General features: G+C 36.3%; 14 protein-coding genes. 10 read left to right on the top strand and 4 right to left on the bottom strand.

Translation table 11 applies throughout. From position 1 onward, the window contains the following. The first annotated feature begins 310 nt into the window (after positions 1–310). The 7 genes from NYQ66_RS13005 to NYQ66_RS12975 all read left to right on the top strand — a co-directional run bounded on the left by NYQ66_RS13005 (position 311) and on the right by NYQ66_RS12975 (position 9,246). Positions 311–2,086: a cache domain-containing sensor histidine kinase gene (locus NYQ66_RS13005; protein WP_259870080.1), complete on the top strand. Its 1,776-nt coding sequence runs from the start codon at positions 311–313 to the stop codon at positions 2,084–2,086. Then, positions 2,083–3,633, top strand: a complete 1,551-nt coding sequence (locus NYQ66_RS13000; RefSeq protein ID WP_259870078.1) for a response regulator transcription factor — start codon at positions 2,083–2,085, stop codon at positions 3,631–3,633. The genes NYQ66_RS13005 and NYQ66_RS13000 overlap by 4 nt, the downstream gene beginning before the upstream one ends. A gap of 77 nt (positions 3,634–3,710) precedes the next feature. Then, positions 3,711–5,030 (top strand): ABC transporter substrate-binding protein, encoded by a 1,320-nt coding sequence (locus tag NYQ66_RS12995; protein WP_259870076.1) that lies wholly within the window; start codon positions 3,711–3,713, stop codon positions 5,028–5,030. A 58-nt stretch (positions 5,031–5,088) separates the two neighbouring features. Beyond that, on the top strand, positions 5,089–5,955 hold the full coding sequence (locus NYQ66_RS12990) for a carbohydrate ABC transporter permease (protein ID WP_259870074.1): 867 nt from the start codon (positions 5,089–5,091) through the stop codon (positions 5,953–5,955). A 13-nt stretch (positions 5,956–5,968) separates the two neighbouring features. Further along, positions 5,969–6,859, top strand: coding sequence for a carbohydrate ABC transporter permease (locus NYQ66_RS12985; RefSeq protein ID WP_259870072.1), 891 nt, complete (start codon positions 5,969–5,971; stop codon positions 6,857–6,859). Positions 6,860–6,905: 46 nt separating this feature from the next. Further along, on the top strand, positions 6,906–8,060 hold the full coding sequence (locus NYQ66_RS12980) for a Gfo/Idh/MocA family protein (RefSeq protein ID WP_259870070.1): 1,155 nt from the start codon (positions 6,906–6,908) through the stop codon (positions 8,058–8,060). A gap of 91 nt (positions 8,061–8,151) precedes the next feature. Then, on the top strand, positions 8,152–9,246 hold the full coding sequence (locus NYQ66_RS12975) for a Gfo/Idh/MocA family protein (protein ID WP_259870069.1): 1,095 nt from the start codon (positions 8,152–8,154) through the stop codon (positions 9,244–9,246). Positions 9,247–9,372: 126 nt separating this feature from the next. Here NYQ66_RS12975 and NYQ66_RS12970 read toward each other — a convergent pair whose 3' ends face one another. The 4 genes from NYQ66_RS12970 to NYQ66_RS12955 form a co-directional block, all read right to left on the bottom strand. Beyond that, positions 9,373–10,068 carry a plasmid pRiA4b ORF-3 family protein gene (locus NYQ66_RS12970; protein WP_259870068.1) on the bottom strand — a complete coding sequence of 232 codons (696 nt, stop codon included), beginning with the start codon at positions 10,066–10,068 and terminating at the stop codon, positions 9,373–9,375. Positions 10,069–10,397: 329 nt separating this feature from the next. Further along, entirely contained in the window at positions 10,398–11,675 is a 1,278-nt protein-coding gene (locus NYQ66_RS12965; RefSeq protein ID WP_407652081.1) for a glycosyltransferase family 2 protein, read from the bottom strand. Further along, positions 11,668–13,431 (bottom strand): polysaccharide deacetylase family protein, encoded by a 1,764-nt coding sequence (locus NYQ66_RS12960; protein ID WP_259870067.1) that lies wholly within the window; start codon positions 13,429–13,431, stop codon positions 11,668–11,670. Before NYQ66_RS12960 ends, NYQ66_RS12965 begins: the two co-directional genes overlap by 8 nt. Before the next feature lie 61 nt (positions 13,432–13,492). Continuing rightward, entirely contained in the window at positions 13,493–15,256 is a 1,764-nt protein-coding gene (locus NYQ66_RS12955) for a DUF2334 domain-containing protein (protein ID WP_259870066.1), read from the bottom strand. A gap of 363 nt (positions 15,257–15,619) precedes the next feature. Between NYQ66_RS12955 and NYQ66_RS12950 the strand changes: the two genes are divergently transcribed. From NYQ66_RS12950 to NYQ66_RS12940, 3 genes are all read left to right on the top strand, one after another. Beyond that, entirely contained in the window at positions 15,620–16,876 is a 1,257-nt protein-coding gene (locus tag NYQ66_RS12950; protein WP_259870065.1) for a helix-turn-helix domain-containing protein, read from the top strand. 109 nt (positions 16,877–16,985) lie between these two features. Continuing rightward, positions 16,986–18,254 (top strand): helix-turn-helix domain-containing protein, encoded by a 1,269-nt coding sequence (locus NYQ66_RS12945; RefSeq protein WP_259870064.1) that lies wholly within the window; start codon positions 16,986–16,988, stop codon positions 18,252–18,254. A 765-nt stretch (positions 18,255–19,019) separates the two neighbouring features. Further along, on the top strand, positions 19,020–19,910 hold the full coding sequence (locus NYQ66_RS12940) for a hypothetical protein (RefSeq protein ID WP_259870063.1): 891 nt from the start codon (positions 19,020–19,022) through the stop codon (positions 19,908–19,910).

The following is a 19,910-nucleotide window of genomic DNA, read 5'->3' as shown; positions in this document are numbered from 1 at the left end:
CAGGTTTAAGTGCAACAAACCAAGTTTTTCATAAAATCTTAATCGATACAGTCACTTCATTTGAAAAGTTAATTCAAAGTGTCTATACTTTTGATTATAATTTTTATGAAACCGCTACCAAATTTTTATTTACAAGAGTAATAGATCTCTCTCTTTGCTAAATTCAACAAGTTATGATGCATCATAGTTTCATATCTATTATTAGCATCCCCATTCTACTTTGGACTCGCACCACGATTATTTTACCCTTTTCACCTTTTAAAAAAAGAGATTACCATGGAACCATTATTTCTAGATCGGAGTTGAAGATATGCGACACCTTTCTTTTATCAGGACAAAACCGAGATTAGCAACAAAGATGGTTATTGCATTATCGTTAATTATCCTTGTATCGTCTACTATTACTGGCTATCTCTCGTATAGTGCCCACTTAGACATTGCTGAAAAAGAGATTAGTAAACAATTTGCACAAAAAGTAGAGCAGGTATCCTCACGTATAGATGCAAAAATTAACGAAGTATATCGATTCTCAGATACGATCATATTTCACCCAACGGTAACTGATGTGTTATCCAAATCAAATGAATTTAAATTAATTGAATATGAAAACTTGATGAATTTTAACGATATATTAAACAATTTAAAGTTAAATCTAGATTACGTTTACAGTATCGAGATGACGGATCGGTTTAGAAAAAGATATAAACCAACTCATTCCACAGAGTTTCAAGAGTTAAATCAATCTACTTATGACAAGATTGCAGAAGCTCTATCCAAGACCGATGGTGAGATGGTATGGCAAAGGGAAACATATCATACGATGAGTCGTGAGTATGATGTGATTGTGGCTGCACGAAAAATTAAAAATGAAAAAATGGATGTCATAGGTCAACTTCTGCTTGTGTTTGATAGCAGGCAATTTGTAGATGTTTTTGATGATGTCCTTGCAAACGAGGATGACATTGTCAACTTATACACGCCAAGAGGAAATTTGTTGTATAGCAATCAGGACAAATCCTTCCTTACATCAACTGATCGTAGTGAAAAAGGTAATAATGTTAGAACCGAGATGTATGATGGAGAACGTTATCTACTAGCCACTAACGATTCAGGCATTAGTAACTTTCGATTTGAAAGTGCCATGTCACTTCAAGGATTACATAATAAAAGTCAGACGATTTTTCACGTTAGTTTATTGAGCGGACTAGTTAGCTTAGCGATAGCAATTCTGTTAATTGCTTTTGCGAGTTATCGATTATTAGGTCCTTTAAAAACTGTAGTCTCAGGGATGAAGAGTATAAAAGAAGGAAAACTCGACACCAGGATAAAAGTTAAATCAAACGATGAACTAGCTTATCTCGGCAATTCTTTTAATGAGATGATCGATTTTATCCAATCACTAATTAAGAATGTATATCAGACACAATTAGATCAACGGGAAGCAGAATTAACGGCGCTACAAGCTCAGTTGAACCCTCATTTTTTATACAATACGTTAGATATGCTTAGGTCCAAGCTATACTTGCAGGATGATTTTGAAAATGCTGATTTAGTAGTGGCTTTATCCCAAATGCTTCGATATGCAATTGAACCTGCAAGTACGACTACCACAATAAAAGATGAATTACATCAAATAAATAATTACTTAACCATTCAAAAGTCCCGATTTGAAGAGGAGCTTCATATAAACATGGACGTTGATGATGAAGTGTATGACTGCTCGATCGTCCGACTTCTACTACAACCGATCGTCGAAAATGTATTTGTTCACGGTTTTCGTGATCAAGTAGACGAAAATAAAATTCACATTAAAGCATATAAACAACAAAGCTTTCTAATGATTGAAGTGCAGGACAATGGTTGTGGAATGAATCAAGCTGCAATCGAGCAAATATATCAAAGACGAAGCAGGGGTGAAAAAACGAATGGCATTGGAATGGCTAACGTGATTCGTCGTATCGCACTTATGTACGATGACCCGCATCGACTTGAAATCGAAAGTGAAGAGGGCAAAGGGACATTAGTTCGATTGATCTTGCCCATTGAAATGGAATGGAATGACAGAGGGGAGAGGGATGCTTCATGAATTGTAAGGTATTAATCGTTGATGATGAACAACATATCCGAAAAACATTAAGAAAGATGATTGAAGAAGACGATTATAAATGGGACGTGATCGGGGAAGCCAAAAATGGATTAGAGGCACTCGATATGATCAAAAAAGTGGAACCTGACCTGGTGATTTCCGATATTCGAATGTCAAAGATGAGTGGAATTGAGTTATCGAAGGTTATTCATGAACAATATAGCCATATAAAAGTGATCTTCTTGACGGCGTACAGAGACTTTGAATACGCCAAAGCAGCACTGAAAAACAATGTGATTGATTTTTTACTTAAGCCCTGTGCGCAATCTGAGGTAATTGATGTTCTTAGTCGTATTAGAAAAGACCTTCTTGTTGAACAACAAAAAAAGAAACGGGAGCAACAACTGAAAGAAAGAATGATTCTTCGTTCCATTTTTTTGAAACTGCCATACACGACAGGTGAAAAAGTATTTGAGGATGTAAAAGCAAAATTCTTAAACACAACGGTTACATTTTTTAGGGTGGAAACTTACTTTCCACAAACAAAACACTATCATGATAATGATTTGCCATTATTGCAATTTGCACTAATGAATATGTTTGAAGAGATACTTGCTCACAAAGGGTGGGGACAAGTAATTGCAGTTGATTATAATTGTTATGCTTGTCTATACCAAGAAGATGAAGAGCGAGAAGTTATAACTTTAATTAAAGAAAAAGCGTCAAATTTATTAGGAATCAATCTGTTTGCAGACAAGATGGGAAGTGTGAAAAACATCTTTGATTTGAGGTCCTTTTATGAGCATTACTCCGAAAAATTTAATCAAACAACAAGTGGGAATCTGGAACACTCATTTTCGAAAGACTTATTAAACTATGACCTTATTAGTAAATGGAAAGAGCGATTAATCGCGCCATTATTGGTTGGTGAAATGGATAAATTACAAGAAGCGCTCCAAGACTTGATAAGTTGTCTTCCTAAATATGAGTTGTCTGATGCGAAAATAGAAGCGTTTTCGATTTTATATGCTCTAGATACGATCACTCAAAAAGAATTCGGTTATCCATCTCAACTTCAATTGTCTAAAGAAATTATTGATAGCAGAAAATTACAATCGACAACGGAACTAGTTTCATGGATAACGCAAAGAATGGAGTATTTTTGTCAGAATTTTAAAGAATGGAAAAAAGAAAAAGGAATATCGATTGTAAATAGAGTCAAAGCATTTGTAGAACAGCATTATCAAGACAACTGTTCCTTAAGTGATGTAGCCGCACACGTTTACCTGTCACCTAAATATCTGAGTGATCTATTTAAAAAAGAAACGGGTGAAAGTTTTAAATTGTATGTGACAAAAGTAAAGATGCGAAAAGCAAGATATTTATTGGAGCATTCAGATGAAAATATAACAGAGATTGCTAGGCTTGTTGGGTACGATGACCCGAATTACTTCTCTACTGTGTTTCGAAAAACCTTAAAGCGATCTCCAAAACAATTTAGGGAGGAACGTAACAATCAGGAATTTTTGAAGGAACCGATAGAATAATTAAAGGTAACGTAAATAAGAAAGCGCTATCATTAGGAGTGTAGAAAAGCTAACTTTTTAAATATGGAGGGGAAAAGATGGGTAACAAGAAAAAAATTTGGCTAATGATGGCGTTTATTTTTATTCTTGCAATTGCAACTGCTTGTTCTTCCGCTGAATCTGGTCAAACAGAAGGGGATCAAGGTAATGAAGCAAATGAAGATGCTATAACGTTAAATGTATTGACCAGTTTGGTAGGGGAACAGCCACTGTCTGCTGTGTATGAACCAGGCTTTGAAACATTTAATGCAGAGCATGATGACATTAACTTGAACATAAATACAGCGGCTGGTAATTCCATAAGAGAAAAGTTGCTAGCAGAAATGGCAGCAAATAATCCACCAGATGTATTTTTTCACTGGGGTACAAGAAGAACGGAAAACTACATTGAAAGTGATAAAATTGCAGATTTGACGGAGCTAATTGAGGAAGACGGCCTAGCGGATCAATATGTTGAAGATGCGTTTAATCCTGTTGAATACCAAGGGGGAACTTATGGTCTTCCGATAAGTTCTTATATGTATTATTTTATGGTGAACAAACAACTCTTTGAAGAGCATGGTGTTGAAATTCCATCTACGTATGATGAGCTAGTTACTGCTGTCGAACAGTTTAAGGAAGCTGGACTAATACCAATGGCAGCAAATAATCACAGTGCTCGTTATATGATGTTAACGTGGTTAAGTCAAAAGAAAACAATTGATAGTATTATTCCGAATACGACAGGAGAAGAACCGTTTGGCGATGCCTTATTAGAAGCGAGCGAAAAAGCCGCAGAACTGCAACAACTTGGTGCATTCCCAGATGGGAAAGAAACCTTGTCAACCTCACAATCATTAGAACTATTTAACACTGGTGTTTCACCAATGTTCTACCAACATAGCTGGACCATTGGTGCGATAAATCCAGACATTGTCGACCAATTGGAAGTAGTTCCATTCCCACTTGGAGATGGGGAGTCCAAGAATACAGCTATTTCCGGAGCAGGATTCTTCGTATACATGAGCCAACAAGCGTATGACGATCCAGAAAAGAGAGAAGCTGCTTGGGAATTGATGAAGTATCTGGCTAGTCCTGAGCTTGGAAAACAAGTAATAGAGAAAGCATCAGACTTCTCACCACTCGATGTTGATTACGACGTATCAGAAGCAAATGAAATTTTAAGACAGGCTATTGAGATAAGAGATAGGGCGGATAATATAGTTCCATCCTTAGATGAAGCATTATTCTCACAAGGTGTGCAAGACAATTACTGGACACTAACAGATGAATTATCGTTACAAGAGATGACACCTGAGGAATACGTAGAAGCAATGAATGAATTAGTAGAAGAACATCCTAGTAAACAATTTGAATAATTCCAAGAATAGAAGGTAGGAGAGAGCTCCTACCTTTCCTACAAAGGGGGCATACCAAATGGCATTACAAAGGAAATGGATTCTCATTTTGTTTGCTGCTCCAACTGTGTTATTTTATCTCTTTTTCTTCATTAGTCCTCTACTTAATACAGTGTATAATAGCTTATTTGATTGGAATGGATTATCTGATAAAACGTTCATTTTTATAGACAATTACATTAACCTGTTTCAGGATGAGATCTTTATTCGCTCACTAAAGAATACATTTTATTGGGTATTTCTCGTTTTGTTTGTTCAAATACCGTTTGGCTTTTTTCTAGCCTACTTCCTGTATTTAAAAGTAAAAGGGTTTAAGTTTTTACGTACGGTATTTTTTATTCCAGTTGTTACATCAACAGTTGCGGTGGCTTTAGTTTTTTCATTCATCTACGAACCAAACTTTGGGATTATCAATGCCTTTCTAAGAGAAATAGGGTTAGGGCATCTGACTACTGCTTGGCTTTCTGATGAATTGACAGCAATGACAGCTGTATCTGTACCGTTTGTTTGGCAAAATATTGGTTTAATGATGGTCATCATATATGCGGGGCTACAATCGATTCCAGATGAGATTATCGAGGCAGGCGAAATCGATGGCGTTGGTTTCTTTCAAAAAATAATTCATATTGTGATTCCAATGATCAAGAATGTATTAATTGTATGTTTAGTACTTGGTGTCACATATGCATTCAAGTTGTTTGATTACGTTCTTTTACTTACCAATGGTGGGCCGATTCACCGAACAGAAGTTACCGGGACTTACATGTATATTAAAGGGTTTCAAGAGTTGAACTACGGCTACGGTAATTCGATTGCTGTGACGATGACGATAATTGTACTATTTTTATCTGTCATCATTAACAAAGGATTGAAATCTAAAGGATAAGGGGGCGTTGGTGATGAAGGTGGAAGCTCCAGTAACCGAACGACAAACGAATATTCCTGCCCATGTGAAAAAAACAAGAAAAAAGGAACGAAACCTCAATATTTTCAAATATATATTTTTATGGGGATATGCCCTGATTACGGTCGGCTTATTTATTTGGGTAACATTAACTGCTTTTAAGGACAACACACAAATTTTTACTAATCCTTTTGGACTTCCGGAATCCTATAGCTTCTCAAACTTCGCAGAAGCATGGACTGGAGCAAATATGTCTCAGTTTTTTGTAAACTCTTTAATCGTTTCTGTTATAAGTGTGAGTTTATGTTTGTTCCTTGGGGCTACTCTATCGTTTGTAATTGCGCGCTTTCGTTTTCGCGGTAATGGATTATTATACGCGCTATTCGTTCTAGGGCTTGCGATCCCGTTACAATCATTAATTCTACCAATCTTTTTCCGAATGGATAATATCGGACTACGAGACTCTTTGCTAGGGTTAATTCTCGTCTATACGGCATTAAATTTACCAAAAACTGTGTTTTTACTAGTTGGTTTTATGAAGGGGATCCCTAGTGAACTAGAAGAAGCTGCCATTATAGATGGTTGTGGGTATTGGAAGATATTTTCTAAGGTTATTGTTCCGATAAGTAAACCAGGTTTAGCGACAGCGGGAATTCTTGTTTTTATTGCAGCGTGGAATGAGTATGTCTTCGCAACTGTCTTAATTTCATCTGATGCTGCACGTACTTTGCCGCTTGGTCTTGCAAGTTTTCAGACCTCGTATGCAAGTGCTTACGGCTTGATTGCAGCAGGTGTAGTAATTTCCGTTATTCCTGTCCTGATTGTCTATATTTTATTACAAGAACAAATCATTAAAGGGATGACAGCGGGGTCTGTTAAAGGCTAATTATCAATTGAAGCAATTCCATTCTAATAAAGGGAGAGATTCATCTATGATTAATATTGCAATTATCGGTGCAGGAGCCATTGCACCATCACATATCAAAGCGTATCAAGCTTTCGAAGAGGAGTGTAAAATCGTTGCACTCTGCGACATTTATCCAGACAAGGCTAGACAGCATGCTCAGGATTTTAACCTACATGTGGATGTGTACGACAATTATGAAGAGCTATTAAACCGCGATGATATTGATCTAGTATCCGTATGTACACCGCCATATACGCATGCCAATATAGGCATTAAATTTTTAGATGCTGGAAAACACGTGCTCGTGGAAAAACCAATGGCATCCTCGTTAGCGGAGTGTGATGCTATGAACGAAGCGGCAGAGCGAAATAATAGAGTTCTGTCCGTTGTCGCACAAAATAGATTTACCAATCCGATGATGAAATTAAAACATGTTCTTGATACGAAGTTAATGGGACCGATTGTGCATACGCAGGTTGACTCTTACTGGTGGAGAGGTCATAGCTACTATGATTTATGGTGGCGAGGAACGTGGGAAAAAGAAGGTGGTGGCTGTACGCTAAACCATGCGGTGCATCATATTGATATATTTAAGTGGATGAACGGCATGCCTTCTGAAGTAACAGCAGTGACAAGTAATACATCGCATGATAATGCGGAAGTGGAAGATATCTCTGTTGCTATTTGCAGGTATGAGGATGGAGCGTTGGCACAGATTACGAGCTCTGTTGTTCATCACGGTGAGGAACAACAATTGATTTTTCAGGGGAAAAATGCAAGGGTGTCTGCTCCATGGAAGGTAACTGCATCTAAACCTTTAGAAAATGGATTTCCAGAGAAGGACGATGGTTTAGAAGTTAGACTTCAACAAGTATATGATGAGCAGTCTGAACTGTTATTCGAAGGACATACGGGACAGATTCACGATGTACTCCAAGCCATCAAAGGAGAGAAAGAAGTTCTCGTTGATGGGGTTGCAGGTCGTGCTACATTAGAGCTGATTACAGCGATTTATAAATCAGCTAGTTTTGGCAGAAAAGTAACATTACCTTTGGAAAAGGATGATCCTTTTTATACAAGAGAAGGTGTCTTGAAGAATGCAACGTATTTTTATGAGAAAACAAATACAGTGGAAAACTTTGGGTCGAATACGATTACGACTGGTGGAAAATACGAATAAGCTCTATTAAGTGTTTTATAGATTTGTTCCGTAGGTTTGCTTATGCTTATGCAAGCCTACTCACTTAACTTAAACAGGAGGAGGAATCGGAATGAACAAAAATGATGGCATGAATTATGCGCCAGAAGGTAATTTTAATAAAGTAGTGGGCGAAGGTGAGTTTGTCTTTGCTGCAATCGGACTTGACCATGGCCATATTTTTGGTATGTGTAACGGCTTGATTGAGGCAGGTGGGGATTTAGTAGCAGTATATGATCCGGATCCAGCAAAGGTAAAGAGCTTTTGTGAGAAATTTCCTGGGGTAGTACCAGCCCAGTCGGAAGAAGAAATATTACAAGATTCATCCATTCAGTTGGTAGCAGCAGCTAATATTCCAGCGTATCGTGGTGAGCTTGGGTTACGTGTGTTAGATCATGGGAAGCATTACTTTGTTGATAAACCTGCGTTTACAAAAAAAGAACAAATTGAACTAGCGCGTAAGAAGACCGAGGAAACTGGTCTGAAGTGGGGCATTTATTACAGTGAACGATTGCATGTGGAAAGTGCCGTGTTTGCGGGTCAACTAATTGATGAAGGTGCGATTGGTCGAGTGATCCAAGTGATCGGAACAGGGCCACACCGTGCGAATGCAGATAAGCGACCTGATTGGTTCTTTGATCCGGAAAGTTATGGCGGGATTTTGTGTGATATTGGTAGTCACCAAATTGAACAGTTTTTGCATTACACAGGTGCTAAGGATGCGAAAGTGTTACATAGTAAAGTAGCGAACTATCATCATAAAAACTATCCCGACTTTGAAGACTTTGGTGATGCAACACTTGTAGCTGACAATGGGGCAACTTTTTACTTCCGTGTTGACTGGTTTACGCCGGATGGATTAGGCACATGGGGTGATGGTCGTGCATTGATTTTGGGTACAGAAGGTTATATTGAAGTAAGAAAATACATTGATATTGGACGAAGCAACACTTCTAATCACCTATACCTAGTCAATCAAGAAGGGGAGAAGCATTTTGAGTTGTCTGGAAAAGTAGGCTATCCATTTTTCGGTCAATTTATCCTTGATTGCTTAAATGGAACAGAGAGCGCCATGACACAAGCACACGCCTTCAAAGCCGCAGAGCTCTGCATAGACGCCCAAGAAAAAGCAATAACCATTGAAGGAAAACAGCCAACAAAAGCATAAATGGAAGCAGGGGGACGGTTCTCCTGCTTCCATTTTTTTCGTGCGGTTGTAGGGAGACGGAAATGAAGCTAGACATGAGACGTCTTCAAAGTTGTTCTCAACTGTGTCGATATATCAGGAATAGTTTTAGTATCCTCTATAAGGATCAATGCCAAGCTTGTCCCACTCAGTCTTCTTGTACTTAACTCCTTTAAGGCAACGATTAATAAATTCTTCATCATATTCCCGATAGCTTTGTTCTTTAGCCCATTCTCTAATCATCTGATAGTCTGGATGATTCTTATCGTGATAAATGGATAAAAAATCATAATAGCCTGGTATTCCACCAACATCTTCTGGTGGGGCTGTCTCCGCGCCATCCAATAAAGTTGGGTAGCCATAATAATATTCTTCCGTTACTTCTTCAAGCGTAACTTTGATTCTCCAGTTGTCACCGAAATCATACGTGTATAGGAACTCTCCGTGCTTTTCCAAATAGTTATCTATTTTTAATGTTTGTGGCTGGCGCACCGTTGTTTTTAGGTGGCGAGCGATCACACCAAATGGATCATCTTCTTTACTAGGTGGTGTTTTCTTATAGTGCTTTTTATATGCTTTATTTTCATGATACTCTTCTTCGTTATTAGTAACTGTTAGATAATCTTTTGCTATATCAAATTCAAAGAGGTGGTAATGTAAATGTGGATAGCCACTTTGGAAGTTCAACGTATTCTGTATTACATCATGAAGGCGATTAAAAGTAGCAGCTGCCGGCATAATGACTCTTCTCCAAATCAACGGATCAGAATCTAGTAATTCAATTTTAATTTGATAAGCTTTCATTTATATCATCCTCTCCTACCACCAGTATAATGGAAATACGCTTCAGATGAAAACATGGGGACAGATCTTGTCAACATGGGGACGGTTCTTGCGTTCACGACATCATCGTTCATTCGTACTCAAGTAACATATGTATATAGGATAGAAGTGTACGTAGATGCTAGAGTTTCAATTGTGCAGGATATATCTATCGTATTAGCTATAAGAGATAGTAGCGTTATTTGGATTTGCGAATCACTAGAGAAAATAGCAAAAGTGAGCAAACTTATGAGCTAAAAGCAAAAATGGAAACAGGAGAACCGTCCCCCTGTTTCCATTCCTGTTTCCATTTATGCTGATCGGTCTTTTTTGACGGGGGTTTCTTCGTAGCGTTGTGTTTTGTCCCATTTTATTTCTTGTTTGAACATAAGTCTTTTGATCTCTAAGAATGTGGAATAAGCTACTAAGGCAATCCACATCTGTGAATAGGTGAAATACATGAGAATAACAATAGCTATATTTTTAAGCGTTAGTTGACCTTTTTCAAAGCTCAATGCCAACAATTCTTCCGTTACGAATAAGAGGAATCCAATTACTAGTAAGGCGATAGAAACTAGGCCAAGCTTGAGCTCAAGTTCTAGCAATAAATTTAATATGAAAATGGTATGCGATGCTAGGACGCCACCAAAGAACAAGAGGTAGGTAAAGAAAAAATAGATTAAATCGATACCAACTTTCTTATTCTTCAACTTAAAGAAATGTAGAAAGAATTTTGCAATCACATATAGATTACCTCTTGCCCATCTCGTGCGCTGCTTCCACCAAACGCGTATTGTCTCTGGCTCCTGTTCCCACGTGATAGCAGATGGAAAAAAACGAATATAGTAGCCTAAATCATACACGCGAAAACTTAATTCCGTATCTTCAGATAAAGCTTTCTCATCCCATCCATCTAACTCTTCTAAAATCGAACGTCGAATAGCAAAATTCGTTCCTGGTATCGTCGTCATTTTAAACCAAAACCATCTACCAGCCTGTGCAAGCCATTGAAAAGTAATTGTTTCAATATTAATTAACCTTGTCAATAAATTTTTGTTCGCGTTGGTTACCCGAAATTTTCCAACAATCGCACCTGCTTTGTTGTCATTTTGTAACCCTTGCACAAGCCAAAAAACCGCATCGGGTTCCGGCGTGTTGTCTGCATCGTACACACAAATGATTTCTCCAGTAGATTCCCTTAAACCAATATTCAACGCACCTGATTTACCTTTACCCCCATTTGGAGGTTTCGTATGAATGACCTTCATATACGAAAACCGTCGTGCATAGGACTCGGCAATCTCTCCTGTTCGATCGCTAGAGTTATCATTGATGATAATTATTTCAAGTAGATAATTTGGATATGTTAAATTACTCAATGCTTCCAATGTCTTTTCGATCACAACTTCTTCATTATGTGCGGGTACAAGCACACTTACTTTAGGAAAAGAGGTTCGGTTATCTTGCCACTTTTTCTCTGTCTTTTTATACTGTAAAAAGTGCAAATATCCACCTTGCATCAGGAACATATGGTAAAAAAGCATCAACCAAATGAGAGACAGAGAAATGTAGAGAAATCCATTAGCCAACATAACCCCTCCTTCGATATCTCCTATACTTCCTAGTTCGCTTACTTGAAATAATGGTATAACTTAGAAAAAGAATTAAGGCAAATCCACCAGAACCAACCATTACCCAAGTAATGTTTAACATCAAACGGTCAACATGATAGCCGATATACGCCCATGAGGAGGTGAATAACCCAAAACGATCAATATCTACTACTATTTCTCCATTCACTGTTCTAATTTCAACGTTGTCGGCTTGAACGGTTCTTGTTCCTTGTTTCAAATCAATCCACTCAATATCAAGTTTTTCCAATTCATTTATTAGCGAGTAAAAATTCTCCATATCTAGGTATGGATGATAGAATCCTGCAATCATACCATCACGAACAACAGCCTGATGCTCCGCCTTTTGGATCATCTCCTGTATTGCATTTGGTTCGTCATCCACAAAACCGATCGTCTCCGGTAATAATTCCATTCCTTTAAATGAAGTCGGGGACGTTCGGTATGGAACGACTGTCATTGCCTCCCAGTTTTCATCACTGATTTGAACTTGCCCTACATACGTGGAGAAAAACTCAGATGCAACTGCATAACCGTTTTGAGACATTGTATAGTGGGGTGCTTCAAATGCAAGTGGGTATAAGCCATAATTAGCAAGTTCTTGTACTCCGCTGTTTATTTTGTCTCTAATATATGCTGTTTCAAAATCGATTTGCTCCTGACGATATTGTTCATAAGCCTCTTTGCTATCAAAATCGTCTTCTGTTTTCTTCACCACTTCTTGTTCTTCTGCTGTATGATAGATTGGCATATTGTTTTTAACGTCCCAAAATTCGAAACCTTCGCCTGTCTCACTATCTCTGAATTGATGCGTGTATCCGTGTAAAACGATACTGGCGCCATTATCCTGCATGAATTTTAATGCATCTAATAGTTCTGGTACGTCAGAAAAATGATATCGCTTTTGATTCTCAGGATGGATATAAACAGGGATTACAGCCACCATATATGGGATGTTTCTTGCCTTCAATTCTTTTGCGATTTCCATTATCTTATCGGGATCTGCAAGTGGGTGTATGTCCTCTAGCCGTAAATAACCCTGGTGCTTTGTTTCATGTTCTGTATCAAAAACTTCATGCAACACTTCGGCTAGGAAGGGGGAGATTGGCGGTCCTAAGCCTGTTGCAGCATAATAATAACTAGCATTGTGCTTGACAAAGAGTGGATAGCTGCCATTATCTCCATGGCTTGCTTCTAATAATATGGATGCTTCATCACTAACCTCTGTATTTAGCACGGTATGTGGCAAAATATTTGTGGCAGTGTCTTCGCGATCTTTTATTTTTAAGCGTGAAAAAACTTCATTATTTATCGGAGTTGCAAAGGAAAAGCGTTCCCCTAATTGATCAACATTATAGCCTAGTGCAACAACAGTCCCGTCATAACGATTCAGCCATTGCTGGAATACTTTTGGTACCGTTGTAGGAGCTGAACTATAATAAAAGATGTGCGAAGCTTTCCTTACATCGGCTTCTGTGACTTGATCAATGGGCATAATTAAAGTATTAGACGTAAAGTGACCAATAAGGAGATCGAGTATCCGCGTCTTTTGGAGGTCCCGGTCATCCCCTTGAGGAGAATAAACGATTAACACATTAACATCCTTCGTTTGCTCAGTTGCTTGAACAACATTTTGTGACATGGAAAGGCTTGCGAATAGAATGAAAAATACTAGGCCAAGGAGAATATGCTTTTTCTTAAAAATATAGGACATATAATCCCTCCTTCCTGTTCATATTGTAGTTCTTAATAAAGAACAAAAGATCTAAAAAAATTTAGGCTGTACGGGAATTGCGAAATAGTAAGATGGATAGCAGTGCAATAAAAATAGTTACACAAGCTCCAACGACAATCCATTGCATATGCGTTGAGGAGATCATTGGAAATCCAGTTGAATCTGAAGCAACCTCGCTATTCGGATTTTGTGTATTGGTTTGTGTGATTGCGGGTGATTCATCGGACTGTTCTTCTGTTTCATCAGGATCTGGTTGTGTCTCTTCTAATGGTTGATTCGTCAATTTCACTTGGACCTCACCGTCTTCTGTTGTGATAGAAATATCGTTTGTTTCTACGGTATGTTTATGTTCTTTAAGATCGATCCATTCAAGATTAGGTGTTTTTTCAATTTGTGTAACTAATTTTTTTAGATCATCTACACCTAAAAATGGATGGTAAAACCCACCTATAATTCCATCTCGCACAACCGTAAGATCATTAATAAACTGGTTCATCTCATCAATCGATGCAGGTTCTTCATACCGTACATATCTGATTGTCTCAGGTACGAGCTGCATCCCATGTAAAAACGAAGGAGAAGTCATATTCGGTGACTCAGCCATTACTCGCCAATCATCATCTGTTAGCTGCAGTTGACCTACATAGGTTGAAAAATAATCAGAGACAACTTGATATCCATGTTGAGACATGGCGTAATGAGGTGCTTCAAAAGCGATCGGATATAACTCTAGATCTACTAAAGCTTTTATTCCTTTTTCTAATCGATCTTGTATATAGCCTTGTTCGATTTGATTTAAATAATCTTGATATTGGTCTGTTGTACTAAAATCTTCCTGCTTTTTAAGTTCTGAAGGATCTTGAAAGATGGGACTATTTTTTTCTATATCCCAAAATTCAAATCCATCACCAGTGGTGGCGGTTCCTGATTGATCTGTATAGCCATGTAAAATAATACTGGCCCCATTATTTTGCATATATAAAAGAGCTTCTACTAATTGCTTGTTGTCAGCTAAGAAAAGACTTGTTCCTGTATTCGGATCGGTGTAAACAGGTGAAACTGACACCAAATAGGGAATGTTCTGTTCTTTTAAAAATTTGGCTGTTTCCATGACGATCTCACCTTCTAACCTTGGATGAACATCTTCAAGACGTAAAAATGCTTGATGTTTATCACTATGGTTAACGGCAAAGATGTCATGAAGAATATCTGCAAAGGCATTAGAAGCTGGTGGGAAAAGATTTTTGCTAGCGTAATAATAGGAGTTATCATGCTGTACGAATAGCGGGAAAGTTTGGTCCTCATGTGTTCCTGATATTAGTACCTCCGTATTGTTTTTATCTGGGAGAAGTACAAGATGAACATTCGTTTGTTCAATTGGTATCGTTTTGTCCGATTTTTGGTGTTTTATAGCCGAGACTTGCGTGATGCCGTCTACTTTTATGTAATGAAACGGGTTTGGTAATTGCCCAACATTGTCACCAATAGCAACAATCGTTCCAGAAAATGAAGCGGAAACAAACGAATCTACCAATGTATCTTCGGTTTCACCATAGTAAAAAAGGTGCGTGATATCTTGTAGGTTGCTATTCTTGAATTCGCTATTACTTACAAAGGTTATATCTTGTGTGAAATGACTGATAAGCATGTCTAGTAAGCGAACATTGGCGGTTATATTACCTGTTTCGGTTGAATAAACGACTAACACTTTGGGTTCATTACTTGCTCCATCTCCGTATATCGTGCTCGGGTATAGTAGTAAACTGATAAAAAAAATACAGAGTATTTGCTTGAGTAGTTTCATTTTCTTTCCTCCTTGCTCCTTATACCATGGTATCTAATGGTGTTTTTTTGTTCTATAAAAAGAACACAAATGTATTTTATAATGAATTAAGTGAAAATAAAAGAAGTGAAATCGGTCTATATAACGAACAAATCGCCCTCATTCTCCCAATATCGCCCAAAACATCCAAATTCCTTAAAATTTAAAACTGTGAACAGGAGAACCGTCCCCATGTTTCCAATAATCGACGTAGTGAAAATATTAATGTACGGTTTAATAGATGAGAATAATTGGAAAGAGGTTTCTATATGTGTTGGTAAAAAAATGGTACAGCTTCCTTCATGACACATGTATAATAAAGGTGTTCATGGAGGGAGTGTTAAAATGCATATCGGTAGAAGAATACATATTGAGAGATCGCTAAAAGGTTATACATTATCATCATTGGCACAAGGTATTACATCAAAGTCATATTTGAGTAAGTTGGAAAACGGAGATGCAGTTCCATCAGAAGAGATTCTCCAGTCCTTAGCAGAAAGGTTACATCTCCCAAGTGACTTTATCCTGTGTCATGACCAAGAAGACTCCCAATTATGGTCAATGCTTAAGCAGTTATTTTACTATAGCATAATGGATATCGGTAAGACGGAATCCATTATTGAACTGATAGAGTCAGATTATTATTTCAATCTTAGATCACCACAGCAGGAATTTTATTATCTTGTTTTAAAAAATCTTGTTTTGATAAAGAAGAAACAAACGGAAGAATTGGAGAACGTTCATCATCGATATCTAGTTCCTTATTTAGAAGGTGTTGAAATAGAGTCACTTCCGACGGAGATACAACGTGCGGTTTATTGCTATTTCGGTTACTATCATTTCAGTCAGTTGCATTACAAAAAATCACTTGATAATCTTAGTAGGCTCTATGAGATTATAGATAACCAAGATATAAAAGCTGCGATTATCTATAACATCAGCATACTATATAAACGAATGGGACAGTTTCAAGATGCTATAATTGCTGCGAAGAAGGCTATTGAGCACTATAAACAAATTGATTCTACTTATTATCTGGCTTTATGTTTCAATTCAGTTGGTGACTTATATAGAGAGAAAAAACTAAACAAAGAAGCATTAGTAGAATTTGAAAATGCAAAAAAACTTGCTGAAGAGCATTCATACAAAAATATCCTTAGCTATACTTATCATAATATAGGGCTGATTAGTAAAGAATCCGGTGATCATGAGAAAGCTAGCACTTATTTTTATAAGGCACTACATCAGAAAATGGAGAAGGATAGTTTATTAATCACTTACCGTGAGTTGATTTCTTGCAAATTGAATGAGAGGAAGATAGAGGAAGCTCGACAGTTATATGATACAGCAAAACTATTAACTGACAAAGAAGAGGACTATAAAAAACTCGCATTTAATTTCACTGAATATTATTATATAAACAAAGAATTTGAGCACTATGAAAAAGAACTGAATGCGCTAGTGTTGTACTTTGAAAAAACTAATAATGTGAAGTTCCTAGTCATCTGTTATAAAAAACTAGCAGCATTTTACTTTCAACTAGGAAAGTTCAAAAAATCTGCGATACTTTATGATAAAGCATTTGATATCATAGAAAGCTAATTTTGAAAACTGGCAATAAAGAATTTACGTTAAAAGGACATTACAGGGCTACATATTAACCTCATTAGCACAAGGAAGTTATACAGAAGTTTTAGAAGGGAGTGAGCACATGCACATCGGGCGAAGAATTTATATACAGAGATCTTTAAATGGATTGACATTAAATTCACTAGCAAAAGGTATTACATCAAGCTCCTATTTAAGTAAATTGGAAAATGGTGCAGTCGTGCCATCTTCTGATATCTTAATTGCACTTGCCAAAAGGTTGGAATTGCCCTCTAGTTTTATCTTAGATGATGCTAATGAAGATCCACAATTATTATTAATGCTGAAGCAATTATTTCAATATAGTATTCTAGAGGTTGAAAAAACCGCGTCAATTATTGAACTTATCGATGAAAATTATCACACCAACCTTGCTTCACCAAGGATGGAATTTTATTATCTAGTTTTAAAATGTATCGTTCTACTAAAAACAAAGCAAACAGAAGCATGCGAAAGCATTCATAAAGATTATATTATCCCTTATTTAGATAGTGTTGATATTGAATCGCTTTCTAATGATTTTCGTTGTGCCATTTACTATTACTTTGGCTATTATCAATTTGTTCAGTCTAACTATAAAGATTGTATTGAATATTTGTACCGACTCCATGAGGTTGTAGACAATTTGGAAATCAAAGCATCTGTTATCTATAATACAGGGATTCTAAATAAGCGCTTAGGTCGATATCAGGATGCGATCATTTCTACGAAGAAGGCGATAGAATATCTCAAAGAGTTAAGCTTTAGCTATCTTTTAGCATTAGCACATAATTTGTTAGGTGATTTATATAGAGAAAAAAGCTTGTATAAGGAAGCTATTACAGAATTGGAAGAAGCAAAGCGAATTGCTGAAGAGCACTCTTATACGAAAACAATAGGAATTGTATATCATAACTTAGGACTTGTTTCAAAAGAGTCAGGTGATTATAAGCAAGGAATTACGTATTGTTACGAAGCTCTCAAGGTAAAAGAGCAGTCAGACAAGAGTGGTATTTTAATTACGTATCGTCTACTAATAGACTGTAAATTGTGCGAAGAAAACATTGAAAAAGCAAAAGAATTATACGAAATAGCTAGAACGTTAGAACAAAGTGAAGATGACCGATGGAAATTGTTATATCATTATAATGAGTATTATAAGTTAACAAATGATTTCGCTGAATATGAAAAAAACCTAAAGGGCTTTTTATCATATTTGGAAAAAGTAAATGACTTTTCTTATGAAGTCGACTGTCATAGAAAGTTAGCAAAGTATTATTTAAACACTGGAAAATATAAAAAGTCTGCCGTACACTATAAAAACGCATTGGCTATTTTAGATAAAAAGTTATAGTATTTGAATTTTGTTATAAAAGTAGGGGGCTGTATTTAAAATACAACTCCTTACGTTAGATACAGACATTAGTTTGCGTCCTTAGAAGTAACTGATGTGTTGCGTGATATCCATAATTTGTAATTAACCTTTTCTGAAGATCTGCTTGGGGTAAAAAATTTAACATATTAATCCATTTTATAGTTCAATGTACTTGATAAAATGTAATATATATACAATTCTATTCACAATCGACATCATTTACTTGGATGTTTTGAGTGCGTAGAATGTAATGTGAAAGATGAAGCAAGGAAGATGTGTTCTTCTTCCTATTTTTCACTATAGGTATATAGTTTCAATGAAGAACGATGTATAATAAATGTATTCAAGTATGGAGGGGGGATATCTATACATATTGGAAGAAGAATTTATATTAGGCGCTCTCTATTAGACATATCATTAGCTTCCTTAGCTCGAAATGTAACTTCGCATTCGTATTTAAGTAAGTTAGAAAATGGTGCAGCTTTTCCTTCTTCAGACATATTAAAAGTAATAGCAGAAAGGTTAGATTTCCCAGCCGAATTTATCGTCAATTATAAATATGAAGACCCACAAATATTATTAATGTTAAACCAGTTGTTTCATTATTGTATTTTGGACTTAAACAAGGCTCATTCCATCGTTGAATTAATTGATGCAAACTATTATGAAAATTTGGTATCACCTAAATTAGAATGTTATTATCTGGTTCTGAAAAATATTATTCTATTAAAAAAGAAACAAAAGTTGGATTATGAACAAAATCATGACCATTATTTAATCCCGTATTTGGAAGGTGAAAATATAGAGTCTTTAAACTCTGAATTACGTTGTGCGATTTATTATTATTTCGGTTATTACTACTATGACAAATCACAATTCGACCAATGTTTGGAACACTTTTATAAAGTGAAGAGTTTTGTTAATAACCTTGAAATCAAAGCATCCGTCATTTATAATATATCAATTATTCATAAAAGAATGGGGCATTATCAGGATGCTATATTAACAACTAAAGAAGCTATAGAGTACCTAAAGAAGATAGATAATACTTACCTTTTGACGCTATCATTAAATTCTCTCGGAGATTTATATAGAGAGAAAAAATTAAACAAAGAAGCCACAGTTGCATTGGAAAGTGCCAAACAGATTGCAGAACAATATTCTCACGTAGCCCCTTTAGGCTACATATTTCATAATCTTGGGCTCATCTCAATGGAAAAAAGTAATTTTGAAGACGCAAGCTCATACTTCTATAAGGCACTTCATATTAAGCAAAAGAATACAAATAGTGATGTGCTAATCACATATCGATTACTGATAGATTGCAAATTAAAAGAAGAAGACATAGAGGAAGCTGCTAAGTTATATAAGATTGCCTCGGAGTTAACTGATACCAAAGATGACCAAAATGTATTATTGTTTCATTTCATTGATTATTTCTATATAAACAATGAGTTAGTTTTATTCGAGAAAAACCTAAATCAATTGGCCCTATTTTTTGAAGGAAAAAAAAGCTATGATTATTTAACTCGTTGTTATAAGAAACTAGCAAAATATTATTACAATACAAGAAAATACAAGAGGTCATCATATTTTTATAATAAAACTTTAGAATTATTGGAGAGGAGTTTTTAG

It is taken from the genome of Aquibacillus koreensis (assembly GCF_025154055.1).
Taxonomy (GTDB): domain Bacteria; phylum Bacillota; class Bacilli; order Bacillales; family Amphibacillaceae; genus Aquibacillus_C; species Aquibacillus_C koreensis.
This window is presented reverse-complemented; position numbering and strand designations above follow the sequence as displayed.